Annotated in this window: 16 protein-coding genes; 2 read left to right on the forward strand and 14 right to left on the reverse strand. The window is 65.0% G+C overall.

Annotated features, from left to right (window positions below; translation table 11 throughout):
- Positions 1-163 precede the first annotated feature (163 nt).
- Both ACZ4TW_RS23350 and ACZ4TW_RS23355 read right to left on the reverse strand, forming a co-directional pair.
- Positions 164-463 carry a transposase gene (locus tag ACZ4TW_RS23350; RefSeq protein ID WP_006369839.1) on the reverse strand — a complete coding sequence of 100 codons (300 nt, stop codon included), beginning with the start codon at positions 461-463 and terminating at the stop codon, positions 164-166.
- Between the two features lie 23 nt (positions 464-486).
- Positions 487-1,032 (reverse strand): cytochrome ubiquinol oxidase subunit I, encoded by a 546-nt coding sequence (locus ACZ4TW_RS23355; RefSeq protein ID WP_005201356.1) that lies wholly within the window; start codon positions 1,030-1,032, stop codon positions 487-489.
- A gap of 450 nt (positions 1,033-1,482) precedes the next feature.
- Between ACZ4TW_RS23355 and ACZ4TW_RS23360 the strand changes: the two genes are divergently transcribed.
- Positions 1,483-1,743, forward strand: coding sequence for a hypothetical protein (locus ACZ4TW_RS23360; protein WP_010844852.1), 261 nt, complete (start codon positions 1,483-1,485; stop codon positions 1,741-1,743).
- Between the two features lie 58 nt (positions 1,744-1,801).
- Here the strand turns inward: ACZ4TW_RS23360 and ACZ4TW_RS23365 are convergent, their stop codons facing one another.
- The 12 genes from ACZ4TW_RS23365 to ACZ4TW_RS23420 all read right to left on the reverse strand — a co-directional run bounded on the left by ACZ4TW_RS23365 (position 1,802) and on the right by ACZ4TW_RS23420 (position 15,238).
- Positions 1,802-3,514, reverse strand: a complete 1,713-nt coding sequence (locus tag ACZ4TW_RS23365; RefSeq protein WP_006369840.1) for an aldehyde dehydrogenase family protein — start codon at positions 3,512-3,514, stop codon at positions 1,802-1,804.
- A gap of 46 nt (positions 3,515-3,560) precedes the next feature.
- Entirely contained in the window at positions 3,561-4,220 is a 660-nt protein-coding gene (locus tag ACZ4TW_RS23370) for a hypothetical protein (RefSeq protein WP_005201351.1), read from the reverse strand.
- Positions 4,221-4,284: 64 nt separating this feature from the next.
- Positions 4,285-4,755, reverse strand: coding sequence for a hypothetical protein (locus ACZ4TW_RS23375; protein ID WP_465546852.1), 471 nt, complete (start codon positions 4,753-4,755; stop codon positions 4,285-4,287).
- 83 nt (positions 4,756-4,838) lie between these two features.
- A complete protein-coding gene (locus ACZ4TW_RS23380; RefSeq protein ID WP_005201346.1) occupies positions 4,839-6,257 on the reverse strand; it encodes an MCE family protein in 1,419 nt (472 codons plus the stop codon).
- Entirely contained in the window at positions 6,254-7,411 is a 1,158-nt protein-coding gene (locus ACZ4TW_RS23385) for an MCE family protein (protein WP_006369841.1), read from the reverse strand. The genes ACZ4TW_RS23380 and ACZ4TW_RS23385 overlap by 4 nt, the downstream gene beginning before the upstream one ends.
- Positions 7,411-8,529, reverse strand: coding sequence for an MCE family protein (locus tag ACZ4TW_RS23390; protein ID WP_005201342.1), 1,119 nt, complete (start codon positions 8,527-8,529; stop codon positions 7,411-7,413). The genes ACZ4TW_RS23385 and ACZ4TW_RS23390 overlap by 1 nt, the downstream gene beginning before the upstream one ends.
- Positions 8,526-9,515: an MCE family protein gene (locus ACZ4TW_RS23395; RefSeq protein WP_005201341.1), complete on the reverse strand. Its 990-nt coding sequence runs from the start codon at positions 9,513-9,515 to the stop codon at positions 8,526-8,528. Before ACZ4TW_RS23395 ends, ACZ4TW_RS23390 begins: the two co-directional genes overlap by 4 nt.
- Before the next feature lie 29 nt (positions 9,516-9,544).
- Positions 9,545-10,585, reverse strand: a complete 1,041-nt coding sequence (locus ACZ4TW_RS23400) for an MCE family protein (protein ID WP_005201339.1) — start codon at positions 10,583-10,585, stop codon at positions 9,545-9,547.
- Positions 10,582-11,748 (reverse strand): MCE family protein, encoded by a 1,167-nt coding sequence (locus ACZ4TW_RS23405; protein ID WP_005201337.1) that lies wholly within the window; start codon positions 11,746-11,748, stop codon positions 10,582-10,584. Before ACZ4TW_RS23405 ends, ACZ4TW_RS23400 begins: the two co-directional genes overlap by 4 nt.
- Positions 11,745-12,596, reverse strand: a complete 852-nt coding sequence (locus ACZ4TW_RS23410) for an MlaE family ABC transporter permease (RefSeq protein WP_006369842.1) — start codon at positions 12,594-12,596, stop codon at positions 11,745-11,747. Before ACZ4TW_RS23410 ends, ACZ4TW_RS23405 begins: the two co-directional genes overlap by 4 nt.
- A gap of 57 nt (positions 12,597-12,653) precedes the next feature.
- Positions 12,654-13,376: an MlaE family ABC transporter permease gene (locus tag ACZ4TW_RS23415; protein ID WP_010844851.1), complete on the reverse strand. Its 723-nt coding sequence runs from the start codon at positions 13,374-13,376 to the stop codon at positions 12,654-12,656.
- Positions 13,377-13,465: 89 nt separating this feature from the next.
- Entirely contained in the window at positions 13,466-15,238 is a 1,773-nt protein-coding gene (locus tag ACZ4TW_RS23420) for a GMC oxidoreductase (RefSeq protein WP_005201331.1), read from the reverse strand.
- A 249-nt stretch (positions 15,239-15,487) separates the two neighbouring features.
- Between ACZ4TW_RS23420 and ACZ4TW_RS23425 the strand changes: the two genes are divergently transcribed.
- Positions 15,488-16,096 (forward strand): TetR/AcrR family transcriptional regulator, encoded by a 609-nt coding sequence (locus tag ACZ4TW_RS23425; protein ID WP_005201328.1) that lies wholly within the window; start codon positions 15,488-15,490, stop codon positions 16,094-16,096.
- The last annotated feature ends 419 nt before the right edge of the window (positions 16,097-16,515 follow it).

Below are 16,515 nucleotides of genomic sequence, written 5' to 3' on the forward strand. Positions count from 1 at the left end.
CGAATCAGCGACAGTCTTCTCGGTCACCGTCCACCCGTCAGCACGCAGATCCGCATGCAGGCGCGGTGACCCGTGCAGGCCGCGGGCCTTGTCGAACGCCACCGCCACGGCCCGGTCGATGGTGTCCCGGCGATAGCCCCGGGTGATGTGCAAACCCGTTGCCTCACCCGGGGATTGGGCCCGCCTCCTTCACCCACAGGACCACTGATCGCTTGAGGACATCACGCTCCATGCGCAGCTCGGCGACCTCGTCACGCAACCGTTTGAGCTCAGCAGCGTCATCAACGGTCAGCTCGCCGCGGCCCTCCCGCTCGGCGCGCGCCCGGTTGACCCAGTTACCCAAGGTGCCCTCGTTGACCCCCAGGTCTCGAGCGACCTGGGCGATCGGCTTACCTGTCTCCTCGACGATCCGGACCGCCCCATCACGAAACTCCCGGTCGTACTTCTTCCGCTTCTCTGGCATCGTGCTCCTCATTATCGATGCCTCTACGGTTCGGGGGGAACCTCATTGACCGAGACCACGCAGAACGTCCCGACGACCCCGGCGATGCCCATCGGAATCAGCATCAGCAGATGGCGTCGAGGCGGCATGCGGTCCCAGCCGTAGAGGTAGATCCCGAGGAAGATCGCCTCGACGAAGAACGACAGCCCTTCGAACGCGAATGGCAATCCCAGCACGTCACCGAACCGGCCCATCAAACCGGGCCACAGCAGACCCATCTCGAAGCTGAGGATCGTGCCCGAGACCGCGCCGATCGCGAACAGCACTGCCGACACCTTGGCCCACCGTCGGGCCAGTCCCATTGCGACAGGGCCGTCGCGCACGATGCCGCGACGGCGCATCACGAAGATCATCGTCGGGAACGCCACCCCGAAACACGCAAGGACGATGTGCCAGCCCAGGGACACCGCCATCTGCTGCCGGGCCGGCATCAGACCCGGAGGTTGCTGACCCTCCGCCACAACCAGCAATGCCTCGGCCAGGTACACGGTCGTCACCGTCGAGCAGGGCCGGTTGTTCCAGCCCGACACGTCGTCATCTGTACCGAAGGTAATCGCACGCAGATGAGGTTCCCGCCGGGGGTGGCCGGTAAACGCCACTGCCCCGCCGCCGGCTCGAGCTCGTGTCCGCAACGACGAGGGTGGGTCCGAGTTGCTCGACGACGATGAACAGCGCGTCGGGGACGGTCCGGCGGGTCAAGTCAGCGGCGGGATACGGTGTACCGGAAACCCGATTTCCGGGTGAAAAACTTTGTTTCGTACTCTTTTCCCCGTGAATCCCGCTGCTGCCGATGCGTTCGTGACCGAAACCACTTCGAGTGTTTGCGTGTGGTGCTCGTCCACCGACGAAATCGCGGAGTTCCGCGGCGAGAGGCGCGGACGGTGCTCAACCAGACGCGCACGCAGACTCCCCCTGCTGCTTCCCGGCGGCGAAGCGTCGAACCGCGACGACGACTGCCCACGAAGGCAGGCGGGAAGGCGGTGGCCACCAAGCCGCAGAATGTCAGGTCCGGCGTCGCCGGGCCGGCGAACGTCTCACGACCCGACCGCGCCGAGCTCATGAGCCGGGCGCAGAGCCTCCTGGCGCAGCTCACCGAGATCGAGGAACGTCTGCAGGTCGCGCAGAAGGATGGCGGCTTGAGTGGCAAGGCCAAGGTGTCCGACCTGACCGCGAAGCGCGACTCCGTGTTGCGCACGCTCGCCGCGTTGGAGAAGGCCAAGCGGGCGCTCGAGCCGGCCTGAGGTGGACGCACCACACCCCGTACGCTTCGTGACGGGGCACCTCGCTGCGCGCGGTGCGTCAGCCGCGTAAGGCGGACGCAAAGAGCGACGGCAGCCGGGTGGCCTTCGGATCTGCCGCGAATGCAACCATCTTTCGGCCTACATGGTGCGCATGCGTGTTCCTGACGAACCACGCCGGCTTCGGCGTGATCGACAGCTGGCCGGTGATCAGAGATCGGCTCAGCGGGCGGAACGGGCCGGTCACGACCGTGCGCTCTGTGTCGTCCACCAGTGATGCGTTGTGTACCAATCCGATTCCGCTCTCGACATCGACGAGGGTCGCACCGGGAAAGCCGCCCCATGGTGCTGCTGCGGTGAGATAACCGACCCCCGTCCACGCGTTGATCGCAATCGTGCCGTAGCGGAGCGATTCCACGAACCACTCGAACTCTCGACCGAGCTTGCGGCGGTATCTCGGGTGCACCAAGACGTTGGCGCCGAGAGTGCCCTCGAGCCGCTCATTGACGAAGCGGCTCGCTGCCCGGAGGTAGGCAATCCCGTCTCCGGGGATCTCCACGACGGCCAGCACGGGCGAGAAGTACTCCACGGTGAAGGCCTCGGCCACCTGGTCCGGTGAGAGCCCCTCGATCAGCAGCCGGCCGTTCTCGCGTGCGTTGGCCGTGGCGTGCCGGTCGGCTGCCGCGGCGACCCGTTGGTCGCTTCCGGGGTAATAGGCTGGCCGCGCGGGAGCCTTGTCGATCTGGTCGCGGAGTTCCCGGAGGAACTCCCCTTTCTTGGACCACTCGGACGGGATCACGGCAACCTGGGCGGCGATGCAGTTGTAGCCGCCGTTGTGCAGACGCTGGGTGGCCAGGTGCTCCGCCTGGAAACGGATGTCCTTGGCCGACCACCCGGTGGGGACGACGACGGTGGGTGATACGCCGCCGAGTTCACTGGTGATGGTCTTGCCGAGCTTCGGTACGCCGGCCCGGCGACGGGCCTCGCCTTCCGGGCCGGTGCCGAAGACGATGGCGTCGTGACTTGCCGAGCTTCCGGTGATGTGGACATGCGCCACATTCGGGTGATCGACGAGATACGAGCCGACCTCGACACCGCCCCTGACGACCTCCACGAAGCCGCGCTCGGACAGGGGTCGCAGGACGGCGTTGATCGCGTCGAACATCTCGCCCAAGACGGGGTTCAGTTTGAGGATCACGACGCGATTGTGCGCGATCAGCTCGTACAGGGTGTCCAGCACGGCGATCGAGGTGATGTTGCCGGCGCCGAGGACGACTGACATGCCGTGCGTCGTCGCGGGGTCGAGTTGCGCCAATCCCGCCGCCGACCGCGCCTGGGTGACACTCACCCCCGGCTTCAGCCAGACCTTGGCCGAGACGCCCGACAGCAGTAGCCGATCCCAGATCTGATGGGGAAAGACGTCGAGCGCAACACGACCGCCGGGAGCGACGGAAGTCGGTACGTGGGCGATGGGACTGTCGCCGCAGCTCAGGTCGCGCAGAGAACGGGCCAGCGTGGCAGCGTTCGTGATGACCGGGTACGGCCCCGACAGCCATTCTTCGCCTGCGAGCGGCGATGAGGGCGAGATCCGCTTCGCACGGCACGCGGCCTCAACCCAATCCGATGCCTGCTCGGCCGCCTGGTGCGCCACCTGTTGCAGAAGGTCGGCGCGCCGGGTCAGCGGGAGGTCTGCCCACCGGCGCTCGCCTGCGCTGAGTCGTAGCAGCGCACTGTCGAGCTCCGCGACTGTGGTGAAATCGGTGGTGAGAGTCATGAGTTGTTCTCCATGGTGTGGTGTGGATGGCTCAGGGTTTCCGCGGCTACACCGGTGTGAATTCGGAGATCTTCCAGCGATCGCCGTCCTTGGCCATCTGGACGCGAATGCGGCTGCCGTCGAGTCGCGGCCCCTCAGCGTCCTTCTTGGACGTCGTCTGGTTGACGAAGAGCAGGACGGTTGCGTGATCGGCGTCCGACGCGACGAGTGCGGCGTCGACCACCTCGGCGTTCGTGACGATCTGCTCCTTCTTGGCAGCAGGTTGAATAACTGATTCGCCCAGTTGGGTGTATTCGTCGAGGAACCTGCCGGTCAGCATGGTCTCGGCAGCTTCGGGCAGCGCGGTGTCGACTGTTCGGTAGTCATAACTGAGCAGTTTGGGGATGTCGGTACGTGCCGATGCAAGCGCGGACTGCCCCGCCGATGCCTCCGTCGTCGCCGCGCTCGTCGCGAACCACACGTAGCCGAGTCCACCGGCGCCGGCGATCACGAGTGCCGCCAGCACCCTGACCAACCCGTTACGCGCCTTTGTCGAAAGTCTGGCGGGCCAGCTCACAACGACGGGGCCGAGTCGTTTGACATGACCGCCGCGCACCTTGTCCTGCTTCTCGGCGCCGTCGGTAGGCGCCGCGTCGGTGTCGACGTCGCGATCCACCTCCGCCTCGGCGAACTCGGATGAGATATCTTGCTCCACAACCTTGTTCATGGCTTCCTCCTCGGTTCTGCCGCCTTCGCGTCGGTCGACGCCTCTTGGTCCGCGCTCCCCGCGTTCATGACACGAACTCCACGTTGCTGACCTTCCACGCATGGTCGGCGGCCGTCAGATCCACCTTCATCCGATAGACGCGTTGCTGCCCGTCGGGTGCCTCGGTGTTCTTGACGATCGAGCTGACCGCGGCCAGGACCTGCGCGGCGTCGTCGTCGGCGGTGATGATCCCCGCCTCCTTGACCGATCCAGTCGAGAGGACCTCGCCGGAGGAAAGGACCTGCTCGAACGACGTCGCCAGCTGTTCAAACTGCTGCTGAAAGGATCCGGTGGCGACGGACTTGATCCGATCCAGGTCGGCCTTCGACCGGCGGTAGTCGAGGCTGACGAGTCCGGCGACCACCTCGCGGGTGACGTCGAGTACCTCAGAGTTCCGCTTCTCGTCCTGCTTGGCCTGATAGAGATCGGTGCCCTTCACGCCGAGCAGCGCGAGCACCGCCACGAGGGCCGCCACCAGCGCCCACACGGTGACCACGGACCGGAGTGGAGCAGTGCCCGCCCCTTCGCCGGCGCTCTCCGGGCCGACCGCGTCGTCGTCGACTTCCGGACCGGTGGCCTCTACTTGATCAGTAACGACTGCCATGTCGCCTTTCCTTTCGCCGAAGCTGAGTTGGTGGGTGTTCCCACGAAGTACGTCACCCCGTCGGGCCCTCGGAACCTTCCGGTGGTCTCCGAATACGGCACCGGCTTCGACGCTGTACGTAAGCGCTTCGGCACCCTCTTCGCCCCTGGGTCACCGCCGGCGTCGCCCATAGAGTGCGGACGCGACAACATCTCCGGCCACGTGGACGGAAGTCCCCCGGGGCAATCGGCCACTAAGGGAGTCCTCACGCGGGGGTCGGTCGCGCACGGGACGTTCCGGGCGCCACGCGCCACCTTCGGGTTGTCGGGGCGCGCGTCGCAGTACTGGTCCGGAACCACCGGCACAGTCCGCATGTCCGATGCGTCACGACGTCGGCTGCCGCCATATCCCTCGGTGCACGGGGGCGGGTTCAGCGTGTTTCCGAGCTTGATGTCGAGTGGAGCCTGCGGACTCTGGCCGAGCGCGTAGCCGTCGACCGAGTTCAGGGTTCCCGACGTGAACGCCGGATAGACGGTCAGGATGTGCCGGAGGTTGGGGACGTTGACGCGCAGCACCTGTCCCACGGACTGGAGGTCGGCGAGCAGCGTCGGCAGCGTAGGCGTCAGCTCGGTCAGGGTGGCCGACACCTGGTCGGCTGCCGACGGGGTCTGGGTCAGCAGAGTCCGCAAGTGTTCATCGCTCAGCGCGAGCTGATCGGTGAACGACGCGAGGTTCGCCACCGCAGAGGTCAGGTCGGCGGCCACCCGGTTGCCAGTGGTCAACAGCGGTTCGGCGTCGTCGATCAGCCGGGTGGTGGGGCCGATATCGATCTGCGCCAACTCGAGCAGCCGCTGTGATGCGTCGATCAACCGAGCCAGGCGATCACCGGTCTGTCCTAGCCCGTCGGACACCTCGTCGACGGTCGTCTCCAGATTCTGGGGCGAGATCGTCGCAACGAGGTTCATGGTCCTCTCCAGGACGTCTTTGGTGGGCGTGGGCGCCTCATTGCCCTTGGCCGACAACACGTCTCCGTCCGTCAGCGCGGGCCCGCCGTTGTCGCGGGGAATCAGATCCACGTATTGTTCCCCGACCGCAGACTGACTCCTGATGTGCGCCGCACTGTTTCGCGGGATCGTGTTGTCCGAATCGATGCGCAGGGTGATGCGAACCGGCGCCGACAAGTCGGCCAGATCGACGTCTACCGAATCCACCCGTCCCACGGTTACACCTCGATAGGTCACCAGTCCGGTCTCGTAAATGCCGCCGGCGGTGTCGAACTCGGCGACCACGCGATACGATCCGATGCCGGTGACCCGACCGATGCCGACGTAGGTGACAGTCCCGTAGACTACGCTGACCACGGTGAGGACAGCGAATACGACGAGCTGCCATCGCACCAGTCTGGTGAGTTTCATCGGGGGCCCCCCATCCCGGCGGGCTGCGGTGAGGTCTTTTTCGATGGGCTGTGATCCGTTGTGGGGGTGCGCAGTCCGAATGGAGCGCGGAGTGGGTCCGCGGCTTGCCGCGAGGTCGCCATCCTGGCCAGGGCCACCTTGGGAATACTGCCGAGCACCTTGTCGCGTATGGCGCCCACCGACAGGTCGAGGGTCAGGAAGAGGTTCTGGTAGTCACCCTTCATTCCCTTGTCGATGACGGTCACCGGGAACGGAACGGTGAGCCCGACGATGAGCGAGCCGACCAGGTCGTCGCCGGACTCCTCGAGCCCCTTCAGTGCGGGACGGAGTTCCGCGGCAATGGAGTTCAGATCGGCGTTGCTGCGTGCGATCACGCTGCCCACCTTTGCGCCGAACACTCCTACGCGATCGAGCATCGTGACCAGCTCCTCGCGTTGGTCCGCCAGCACGGTCAGGGCGGGTTCCAGGTTGTCGATGCCCTCCGCCACGGTCGAACTCTGATCGGCCAGCGTGGCGCTGAGCTTGCCGAGCGAATCGATGGCGCGGCCGATGTCATCACGTTGCTTGTGTAGTCCGGAGACGAAGGTCTTGAGTTGAGATATCGCTCGGTTGGCAGCGGCTGTGCGGCCATCGGTGGCGTCGTTGAGCTCGGTCATGATCGACCGGAGCTGTTCGAGGCCACTGCCGTTGAGGATCAGCGACAAGGCCGCCAGCACCGACTCGGTCGACGGATAGGCTGCGGAGCTGTTGACATCGAGTGTGTCGCCGGGCAACAGCTTGCCCGGCGTCTGCTCCGCGGGAGGAATGAACTCCAGGTACTGCGCGCCCAGCACCGAGGTCTGTGCCAGCTTCACGGTCGAACCGTTCGGGATCTCCACTCCCTCGGAGAGCTCCACGTCCACTTCGGCGAACGACTCGCGCACTGTGATGGACCGGATCTGCCCGACATTCGCGTTGTCGAGCTTGACCAGGGAGTTCGACACCAGGTTCTGCACGTCGGCTAACTGGACGGTGATGCTGTAGCTGTCACCGGAGACGGCGTCGCCTGGCAGTGACAACGAGTTGGCGCCGTCGAACCGACAGCCCGCCACCGTCGACATCGCGACGGCCGCCGCGATCAGTCCCGCGCCGACGTGAAAGCGCTTGTGTCCCATCAGCGTCCTCCCTCCTCGGGGCGACCGGTCGAGCGTGCCATCTCGGACGTGATGACCCGGGTCAGGGTGGTCTCGGCCTTCTGGCATTCCGACTTGGGAGCGTCCACGGTTGTCAGCAGTGCACAGATGAGCGACACCGGATCCGGGAAGTCGGCCACCGCGAGACCGGCCGTCAGTGAGTTCGAGTCCGGGTCGTAGATGTTGTAGAGGTTCGACAGCGCGGTCGGCGCCGTGTGCAGGATCTGAGCCAGATCGTCCTGCCTGTCGACGAGCAGTCGGGACACCCTGGTGAGGTCCTTGACGTCACGGCTTAGCGCACCCTGGTTCTGCTTCAAGTAGTCGCGCAGGCGTGGGGCCATCGAGTTGAGGGCACGGATCGCGGCATCGAGTTGCGTCCGATTGTCGTCGAGCACGGCCGACGCGTCGTCGAGTTGCGAGGCGAAACCGACGATCTGCTGGTCGGCGGTGCGCAGCGCGGTGACGACCTGCTGGAGATTGCGGACTGTGCTGAACAGGTCGGGGCCGGCCGCGGAGAGCGTCCTCATCGCGTCGGAGAGCGCATCGACCGACTTCCGGAGTGAGCCGCCGCTGGTGTCGAGCGCACCGGCCGAGGTGTCGATGAGTCGGCTGAGCGCCCCCTTCTCATCGCCGGTGGAAGGTCCGAGTTGGTGCGCGAGGTCGGTCACCTGCTTCTTGATCTCGTCGTACCCGACCGGGACCGCGGTCCGGCCGACCTCCACCACGGCATCGTCTTCCAGCGCACCAGCCGGCGATCGCTTGACCGGGTTGACGAACTGAACATACCGACCGGAGACGAGGGTCGGCGCCACGATCGCCGCCCGTGCCTCGGAGTCCACGTACGCCGAGTCGTCGTACGAGACCTCGACGCGAACCTTCGCCGGTGTGGCCTCCACTGCTTCGACAGTGCCGATGGTGACGCCGCGCATCTTGACCGGATCGCCGACGAACAGCCCGGTGCCGTCCGTGAACCAGATTGTGGCCCGTGAGGTGTGCGTGCTCTCCCATACCTTCGCCGCGGTCACGGCCACCATGGCGACGATGACGAGGGCGATGACCGCGGGCCCGCCGAGTCGGTTGACGGCTGATGACGTGCTCATCGCCCGCCTCCCGGACTGCCCGGCTGCTGGCCGCGGAGATTGGCCGGCGTGATGTTCTGGAGCAGTACTGAGAAGAACGGTCCGCTGCCCAGGACGTCGGCGAATTGCATGACGAATGTGCGCATCCCCTTGATCGACTTTTCGAGGTTGGCGTAGTTGGCGTTGAGCGTGGCCGTCACCTGACGGACCTCCTCGAGCATCTGTGGGGTGGACGATCCGGTGTCATGGACGAACGTCTCTATCTCGGTGGATACTGCGCGCAGGCTGGTGAGCAGCCTGCGGATCACCTCGGCCCGATCGACGAGGGTCTCGAACAGCACCGACCCGTCGTCGATGAGCCTGGTGATGTTGCCCTTTCGCTCGGCCAGCACGTCGGAAACCGAATCGGCCTTCTGCAGAAGCGTCCGGATTCCGGCATCGCGCGACGACACCGTCCGTGCCGCAGCGGCGACGTTCTCCAGGGAGCCGCCGATGTCGGACGGGAGATCGTTCATGACCTTGTCGAGGCTCTCGACCGCGTCGACGACGCTCTTCTTGTCGGTGTCTCCGACGGTCTCGGTGAGCTGGTCGAGTGACTCGGTGAGGTCGAAGCCGGAACTTGTCCGCGACACCGGGATTCGGTCGCCGAGCTCGCCGGGGCCGGCGGTCGTGAGTTGGACGAAGCGACGCCCGAGCGCGGTCTCGACCTTGATCGAGGCCGTGGTCTCGGAACCGAGCTTCTCCCAGCCGTCGGTGAGCCGCATCGTCACGTCGACGTGGTCCTCGGCGAGCTCGATCGACTGCACACTCCCCGCGGCCACGCCGGCGATGTGCACTTCGTCGTCGGGATTCAGGCCACTGGCGTCGGAGAACTCGGCGACCACGACGGTCACGCCGGGCAGGAACGGAATCGAGCGGTAGTTGAACGCGAGCGCGAGAACCGCGAGTATCGCGCCGATTCCGATTAGACCGGCCCGGATTCGACGGCGGGAGTCGTCAGATCTCATGATGTTTTGACCTCATCTGGTTGTCTCCCTCACTTACAGCGCCGAGCTGGGACTTGGACCATCGGTGTGTCCGCATGTCCGCCGTCGAGCGTCGGATAGCGGATCGCGAGGCCGCACACGAAGAAGTTCACAAAACTGCCGTAGCCCGACGACCTGCCCAGAAGCCGATAGGCCTCCGGCATCTTCGCGAGCAGCATGTTGATCGTTGAAGTGTTGCTGTTCAGGTTCTGGGCCAGACCGCGCAGATGCTCGATGTCGGAGGTGAGATCGGGGCGGGCTCGGGACAGCAGCTCGTCGAGCTCGGTGGTCGCGCCCGCGATGTTCGTGAGGCCGTCGGCGATCAGCCGGCGATCACCGGCAAGCTCGGAGACCAGCTCCTGCAACTGGACGACGACGCTGCCGAAGGCCTCCCGGCGATCCGCTACCGTTACGAGCACGGTGTTCAGATCGGTGACCACCGATCCGATCGTCGCGTCGCGATCGGCGATGGTTTCGCCGAGTTCACCCATTTGGGTGATCAGATCGCTGATATCGGCTGTGCGGCCGTTGAGTACCGAGACCAGCGCAGCGGACAGCTTGTTGGTCTGCTCTGGATTCACCCCGGTCAGTAGGGGTTTGAACCCGTTGACGAGTGCATCCATGTCGAGAGCCGGCTTGGTCTGCGATACCGGGATCACGCTGTCGGCTGACCGCCTCCTACCCACGTCTCCGGGGTCGGTCTTCAGCTCGAGGTACCGATCACCGATCAGGTTCTTGTACCTGATGTAGGCGTTGGTGGTGGTCGTCACCGGGATGTGGGAGTCGACGTCCATACGGACCTCTGCTCCCAGACCCGTCTGCGCAGCCGCACCGGAGTCCACGATGTCCACATCGGTGACCTTCCCGACCACCACACCGGCCACCTTGACGTCGTCGCCGGTCCGCAGGCCGGATGCGGACATGAACTGAGCGCGGAAAACCGTTGTCGGACCGAAACGCAGGTCGCCGACGATCACGAACAGAGCCGAGGTGATCAGCGAGCTGACAGCGAGAAAGATCCCCAGCTTGATGGCCGGTCCGGTGATTGTCATTTCGTCATTCCGTAGATCATCGAGGCGAACGGGTTTCCGATGACGTCTTCGATCGACTTCACATCGCGGTACGCGTGACTGCCGTCGTCGAAGTCGACGTGCCCCGGCCCCTTTTCGCCGGGTGCGCGCGGGTAGCCGTAGCAGCTCGGTCCCGCCGTTCCTGCCGTGTGTTCGGGCGCGTCGATGCCCGGTCGGTATGGCGGGTCGCCGATGAGCAGGGTGCCGACGATGTCGAGGCCCGGTCTCGCTCCGCCGAACGCCCGCTCGAGATATTTGCGGCTCGTGTTCAGTCCGTCCAGGAAGCACGGGTAGATCGGTCCGTAGTCTCCGAGCACCTGCGCCGGCGGCGCCAGGGCGTCGGCGGCCTTCACCAGTGGCGTGCCCGCGTTAGTCATGAACCGGTTGCCGGTGTTCCCGAACTCGGTGAAGCTCAACAGGAACGCAGTCAGCTGCGACTGGTTCTCCACAATCGTCTTCGAGGTGGTGGTGAGGTGACGGACGGTGGCCATCAGGTCCGGTGACAGTCCGGCGAATGTGTCGAGATTGTCCGCACCGAGCTCGAGATCCCGTTGCAGAGTTGGCAGTGACTTGTTGAAGGTCGCGAGGTAGGTGTTCACCGAGTCGACCAGCTCGCCGAGCTTCTCGCCCCGATCGACGGTGCCGGTCTGCACAGCGGTCAGGGTTGCATTCACCCGCGCCGGGTCCACACGGTCGAGAATTCCGACAAGCAACTCGAAAGTGTCGTAGACCTCGACCGGCGTTTGCGAGGTGTCGATGGTGGCACCGGCGCTCAACGTCGATGCCGCCGGCTGCTCCGGCATCGTCAGCGCGACGTACTTGCGGCCGAAGAGCGTGGTCGGCTCCATCTCCGCCCGGACGTTCGTCGGCAGATCGCCGAGCTGGTCTTCCTCCACCGCCAGCTCGATGCGAGCGTGATCGCCGTACACGTCGACAGATGCGACACGACCGATCACTACGCCGTACAGCTTGACGTCCGATCCAGGCACCAGCAGCAGCCCCGTGCGCGGGGCGTTCAGGTAGATGGACCCGGTGGCCTGGAACCTGCCGTTGTACGACATCAGCGCAGCCACGACGACGCCCACCACCACGGCGAAGGCGACGAACGCGTACAGCAGGTGTTGTCTGCGTGAGTGTTCGATCATCCCGACACCCGCACAGTCGCGTGGACGCCGCCGTACAAGGCGATACCGACGATGAAGTCGACCATCATGATGATGATCAGTGACGTGCGGACGGCGTGGCCGACAGCGACGCCGACCCCGGCCGGTCCACCGCTGGCGTTGTAGCCGTAGTAGCAGTGCACCGCCATCACGGCGACCGCCATGACGATCACCTTCAACAGTGAGATCGCGATGTCACCGGGCTGCAAGAACAGCCGGAAGTAGTGGTCGTAGGTGCCCGGCGACTGGTCCGACAGGAACACGCTCACGAACTTGGTGGCGGCGTACCCGGTGAAGAGGGCGATCGCGTACAGCGGCACCACAGCGGCGAGTCCCGCCGCGATCCGCGTCGACACCAGATAGGGCAGCGACTGAACCGACATCACCTCGAGCGCGTCGATCTCCTCGCTCACGCGCATGGCACCGAGTTGCGCAGTGAAACCGGAGCCCACCGTCGCCGTGAGTGCGACGCCAGCAATGACCGGGATCGCTTCGCGGGTGTTGAAGAAGGCGGAAATGAAGCCCGACATCGCTTCCACACCGACGCGCCCCAGTGAACTCGATCCCTGTTGACCGACCTCGTATCCGGCTGCAGCCGTGAGGAATCCGATGATCACGACGGTCCCGCCGATGATGGCGAGTGCACCTGCGCCGAGCGACACCTCAGCTAGCAGGCGCAAGGTCTCGCGACGATAGTGGGTCATCGCCTTGGGTACCGCCCGCAGCGCCACCCCGTAGAACGCCAGTTTCTCTCCGAAGGATTCGGCGGGCTTCAGCGCCTTCCCGGCGTCCAACCGGTCGGTCAGTCGCCGCGACGGTTCGGTGGGCATCTGAGTCGATGTCAACGTGGTCCCTGCTCTTGTGTTCGCGCAGTCATGTCGAGGCCTTCAGTGCAGTGCGAGCGTGGTGATGACCGCGTTCGCGAGGAACAGCAGCACAAAGCTGAAGACAACGGTCTGGTTCACGGCGTCGCCGACACCCTTCGGTCCGCCTCCCGCGTTGAAGCCGAGATGGCAGGCCACCAGTGCGGCCAGCAGACCGAAGATGCCGGCCTTGAGCTCGCTGATGAGTAGGTCGGGAATTCCGGTGAGGATCGGGATCGCGGTGATGTATTGACCCGGCGTGGCACCTTGGAGGAAGACGCCGTACACGTATCCCCCGGCCAGGCCGATGGCGGTCACCAGGCCGTTCAGGAACACCGCGACGCCGCAGGAGGCGATCACGCGCGGAACTGCGAGTCGCTGGATCGGGTCGATACCGAGCACCTTCATGGCGTCGATCTCTTCGCGGATGGTGCGCGAACCGAGATCGGCGCAGATCGCGGTGGCACCTGCGCCCGCGACGACGAGAACCGTGACGATGGGTCCGATCTCTCGGATGACGGCCACACCCGCGCCCGCACCGGACAGGTCGATCGCACCGATCTCGTTCAGCAGAACGTTGATCTGGAACACCACCATGACGCAGAACGGGATCGACATCAGCATGGTCGGGACAATCGATACGCTCGCGATGAACCACGCCTGCGCCACCAGCTCACGCCACTGGAAGGGACGCCGTGGGAGCATCTTGACGATGCCCCAGAAGGTGAGGAAGAAGTCGCCGACCATTTCGGTACCGTGGCGCGCCTTCTTGAGAACCGGTGCGAGCGTTGACGATTGGCGTCGTTCCGGGAGCGCTGTTTCGGGGGCGAGTGCGCTCATCGGGCGTCGGAGCTCTCACGCGTTGCGGCCCGCGAGATCTTCTCGTCTGCCACTCGACGGACAGGAATGATGGGCAGTCGCAGCGCTCCAGGCGCCGAGACCGGCACGATCGGCGACCGGGGTTCGGTGGGCTCGATGCGCCGATAACCCGAACCCTGGATCGGGCGAAGGTCCTTCTCCCCCTTGTTCGGCCACAACGCGGCGGCCCGCTCGGCCTGAGCAGCTATGGTCAGCGACGGGTTGACGCCCAGATTCGCGGACACGGCCGAACCGTCGACCACACTCAGCGACGGATAGCCGTACACGCGGTGATATGGGTCGATCACACCGTTGTCCTCATCGTCCCCGATCACGCATCCGCCGAGGAAGTGTGCGGTCATCGGCACGTTGAACACCTCGCCCCACGTTCCGGCGGAGGTGCCGCCGATCTTCTCGGCGATGCGCCGCGTGGCTTCGTTGCCCGCGGGGATCCAGGTGGGATTGGGCTCGCCGTGCCCCTGCTTGCTGGTGAGCCGGCGACCGAACAGACCGCGCTTTGTGAAAGTGGTGATCGAGTTGTCGAGGTTTTGCATCACCAGTGCGATCACGGTCCGCTCGCTCCAGCCCTTCACCGCCAGGACACGTGCTGTGGCGAGTGGATCCCGGAGCGCGACGCCGATGAATCGCAGCCATCGCGGCAACCGTCCGTCGCCGTCGGTCATCGGCGCCTGCAACAACCCCATCGCGTTGGAGCCCTTGCCGTATCGGACGGGTTCGACGTGGGTGTCCGGCGTGGGGTAGAACGACGACGTGATCGCCACGCCCTTGGTGAGGTCGAGGGATTCGTCGACGCGGTAACGGGTGGCCCCGAGGATCGACTCGGAGTTGGTCCTGGTCAACTCGCCCAGTCGCGTCGAGAGCTCAGGAAGGCGGCCGGAGTCCTTGAGCTTGTGCAGCAACTGCTGGGTACCCCAGGTACCCGCCGCGAAGACGACATTGTGAGCGGTGAACGCCTTCTCGCGCTTACGAATCCAGGCACCGGTCTTGACTGTGTCGACTGTCCAGGAGCCATCGGGTCGCTGACGCACGTCGGTGACGGTGGTCAGCGGATTCACCACCACTCCAGCGCGTTCGGCGAGCCCGAGGTAGTTCTTGAGCAGCGTGTTCTTGGCACCGTGACGGCAACCTGTCATGCACTCGCCGCACTCGATGCAGCCGGTGCGATCCGGTCCGACCCCACCGAAGTAGGGATCCGACACGGTACGACCGGGCTCGCCGAAGTACACCCCGACCGGAGTCTGGACAAACGTGTCGCCGACACTCATGTCGTCGGCCACCGACCGGATGATCTCGTCGGCAGGCGTCATGTGCGGGTTGGTGACCACGCCCAGCATGCGACGCGCCTGGTCGTAGTAGGGCGTCAGCTCGTCTTCCCAGTCTGTGATGTGCGCCCACTGCGGATCGCCGAAGAATGCTGATCCCGGCTGGTAAAGGGTGTTGGCGTAGTTGAGAGAGCCCCCCCCGACTCCCGCCCCGGCCAAGATGACACAGTCGCGAAGTAGGTGGATGCGCTGAATCCCGTACGCACCCAGCTTCGGCGCCCACAGGAATCGTCGAACGTCCCAGCTGGTCTTGGCGAAGTCCGCATCGTCGAATCTGCGGCCGGCTTCGAGAACGCCGACCCGGTAGCCCTTCTCTGCCAGGCGAAGGGCGGTGACGCTGCCGCCGAACCCGGAGCCGATCACCAGGACGTCGTAGTCGGTGTCTTTCTCGCTCGCCTCAGCGTTCATTGGATGCTCGCAATCGTCTGTGGGCGTGGGTATTACGTGGCTGATTGAGCCTCTACAGGAACACGTCCCTGTGATGACCGTGTGCCGGTCGCCGCTTCTGTCCGTCCTGGCCAAGCGGGGCGGTGCGGCCGGACACAGTGTGTTGACACTGTGAGATGAACTGTATTGTTTCTACACATAATTGCCTAATGTGTCAAACACTCAGGCGGGCGCCTTAGGCCTGCATGCCAATTCGGGCATGATGGACACATGGCTACGCCCCCGAGCTTCCACGACGAAGTACGCGACCTGCTGCGCGATCGCATACTCGACTCCGCTCGCGATCTCGTGGTGGAACGGGGATGGTCCGCGGTGAACATGTCCCGGGTGGCGCGCGAGGTCGGAATCAGCCGTACGACCCTCTACAACGAGGTCGGGACCAGGGATCAGCTTGCGGCATCGCTGATCGCACGCGAGGCAGACCGCTTCCTCCACGGGGTCGTCGAGGGCATCGCGGACGAACAGGACATCGTTGACGGACTCACAGCCGCCGCGGAGCGCACACTGACCCTTGGTGAGGACAACGAGCTTCTGATGTCGATCATCTCGGGCAGACTCCAGGGCGGCGAACTCCTGTCGCTGGTCACCGTCGACTCAGAGGTCGTCCTCGGGCGGGCGACGCAGGTGGTAGCCGATCAGATCCGTTCTCGGAAGCCCGATCTCGACGAATTCGCGCTGGAGTCGATCACCGAGATCTTCGTACGACTCACCGTGAGCCACCTGCTCCAGCTCCGGGGTTCGCGTGCCGAATCCGTCGTGCAGATCCACGCTGTCATTCTCGCCTTGTTCGCAAGCCCGCCAGCTCCCCCGGCGGGATGACGCGTGGACGGAACAAGCCAAGCCGAGCGCTTTGAGAACACTGATCCCCATCTTCGGGAATCGCTTGTGCAGCCAGGTGGCCAGCGCCATTCCCAGGGAAAGATGGCCTCACGCCGGTTGGTGCGTATCGCCCGGACAGTTCGTCGAGCGACGTCTTCGGGCTCCAGAACCGGAAACCACTGCGACATCCGGGGGTACCACCCCATGTCTGCATCGTTCCGTTCGAAGTAGTCGGTGTTGACCTCCGAAGGGCAGACGAGTGAGACTCCGATGCCATAACGACCGACTTCCTCGCCGAGACTGTTCGAGAACCCCACCATGGCGGCCATAACGGTGGCTAGAACGAACCGGCTGGTGTCCTCGGCGAGGCGGCAGACGTTGAGGTGTGGCTGAGAATTGCCGCGTAGGCGATGCTGGCT

Source organism: Agromyces sp. NPDC029043 (assembly GCF_055564615.1).